Below are 2,285 nucleotides of genomic sequence, written 5' to 3'. Positions count from 1 at the left end.
GGGTCAGGCGGTCTTGCGGGGTTCTTCCGTCGCCACGGATGCCTCGTCAGGTTCCAGGGAATGGACGGGGATGTCGGGACCCTCGCATTCGCGGAGCCAGCCGCGCAGGACCCGGTGTATCCGTTCCGCGCCGGTCAGGCGCCCGCCCTCCGCGACCGGGGCGGACAGGTCGGCCGGGTGAAGGAGGAAGGGTCGGGACTGGTCGCCGCCGAGGCCGCCGTGGGAGCCGATCTGCTCCTCGAAGGCATGAACCTCGCCGTGGTCCGCGTGGTACGCGGAGTTGACCATGATGTCCGCGACGTGCGGGAAGGAGTCGGTGCGCCGGATGGCGTCGGCCGCGCCCGGGCCGAAGCCGGTCAGCGGGCCCTCGCCGTCGCGGGCCTCGGTGAGGGGGACCGAGGTGCCTCCCGCTCCGAGGATCAGCGAGCCGTGCTCCTCGCTGCGCACCAGCAGGAACCCTATGCCCGGGTGGTTGGCGAGGGTCGGCAGCAGCGCCGGGTGGCGGCGGTCGATCTCCTCCCTGCTCAGCCGCTCCGGGACGTCGCAGAAGGAGATCAGCGCGAGGTTGCCGGAGGCGAGCACGAGCGGTTCGGAACCGCGGACGGCCGGCACCTGCGTGCGGTCGGCCGCGCCCTGGCCCTCGGGCCGGTGCAGAGCGGCCCGCACCGCCTCGCGGGCCTCGGCCCCGCTGCGGGTGCGCTGGGCTCGCCGGGACACGGGCAGCCCGCAGCCGGCCCGTACCAGGTCGGTCAGCGTCAGTCCGTACTGGCCGGCGAAGGGCTCTCCGGGGCTCTGCCCGTGGTCGGAGAGGAGCACGATCCGGTACGGGCGGGGGGCGTGGTCGGCGACCTTGGCGATGAGCTCGACGGACCGGTCGAGCCGCCTGAGCACCCTGTCGGCGTCGCGGCTGTGCGGGCCCGAGTGGTGGGCGACCTCGTCGTACGCGACGAGGTCGGCGTAGACGACGCTGCGTCCGGCGAGCATGTCGCCCATGACCGCGGAGACGACGACGTCCCGTTCGACGACGGTCGCGAAGGCCCGGATGAAGGGGTAGAGCCCGCCGCGCCCCACGCGGGGCCGCTCGTGCCGCAGCCGGGCGCCCACGGCCTCCCCGATCTCGCGGAACACCTCGGCGAGGAAGGAGACGGCGGTGCGTACCGCGTTGGCCGGGTCGGAGAAGTACGCGAAGTAGCCCGCGCGCGAGCGGGTGTGCCTGCCGCGCCTGGCGGCCATCGACAGGACCAGGGCGAGCTGCTGCGCGCCGCCGCTGAACAGGTTGCCGCGGCTGGCGCCGTTGACGCCGAGCAGCCCGGCGTCGCCGGTGCGGGCGACGGCGCGGCGCTGGAGTTCGGCCGCGCTGTTCGGCCGGTTGCACACCATGAGGGTGTGGGTGTCCTTCTCGTACCAGCGGAAGGCGGGCACGTCGAAGTTGCTGCCGTGCAGGATGCCGAGCTGGCTGGCGCCGGTCTGGCTGGACCAGTCGGTGTACCAGGGGACGAGACGGTGGGTGGGGCACTCGCCGCTCAGCCAGCCCGCGACGGTCGGCATCAGCGGTTCCCCGGCGCGCCGGCCGGGGCGCCGCCGTGGTTCGAGGGCGTCGCGCAGCACATCGTGGCCGACGCCGTCGAGCTGGATGAGGAGCAGCCCCGGCGGCTCGGTGGCGCCGGGCGGTGCGCCGCCCCGGCGGCGCCTGCGGTCGGAGAGCCGGTAGAGCCGGCGGCGGTACGCGTCGTCGTCGCGCACCGCGAGGCCGGTGGAGGTGGCCGAGGCGACCGCGGACATGACGGCGGCCACGAGCACCGCCGTCTCGGGATCGGCCTCGCCGCGCCCGTCCGGGATCAGGGCGAGGGTGAGCCACAGCAGCGAGCCGTTGAGGAAGAAGACCAGCAGGCCGAGGACGAGGGCCGGCACCAGCAGCAGCGCGCGCACCAGCAGCGGCCACACCAGGGCGCTGAGCAGGCCGAAGGCCCCGGCCCCGACCGCCCCGGTGACGGCTATGACCGTGGCGCTGTCCCCGCTGTCCGACTGGATCTGGAAGTCGGGCAGGATCCCGGCCAGCACCAGCATGGTGACGGTGCTGACCACCCAGACCACGATCACCCGGAACACGGCGCCGCCGACCCGCCGCCACCGCCTCGTCCTCACAGCCCCGCTCACCTCGCGTCCCGGCCCGTCCGCACACCCGGGCCCGCTCACCAGCGTGGCACAGCGGCCGGGAAGCACGGGCGGGGCGGCGTCGCGGGGCCCGGCCCTCACGCCTCGCGTCCCCCCCCGCTGCCCCGGGA

At 75.0% G+C, this 2,285-nt stretch carries 1 protein-coding gene; it reads right to left on the bottom strand.

Annotation, left to right across the window (positions count from 1 at the left end):
* Positions 1–3: 3 nt before the first annotated feature.
* Positions 4–2,145, bottom strand: a complete 2,142-nt coding sequence (locus GUY61_RS37675) for a phage holin family protein (protein ID WP_166634786.1) — start codon at positions 2,143–2,145, stop codon at positions 4–6.
* Between the last annotated feature and the right edge of the window lie 140 nt (positions 2,146–2,285).

The sequence above is a fragment of the Streptomyces sp. GC420 genome (assembly GCF_009916105.1).
Taxonomy (GTDB): domain Bacteria; phylum Actinomycetota; class Actinomycetes; order Streptomycetales; family Streptomycetaceae; genus Streptomyces.
This window is presented reverse-complemented; position numbering and strand designations above follow the sequence as displayed.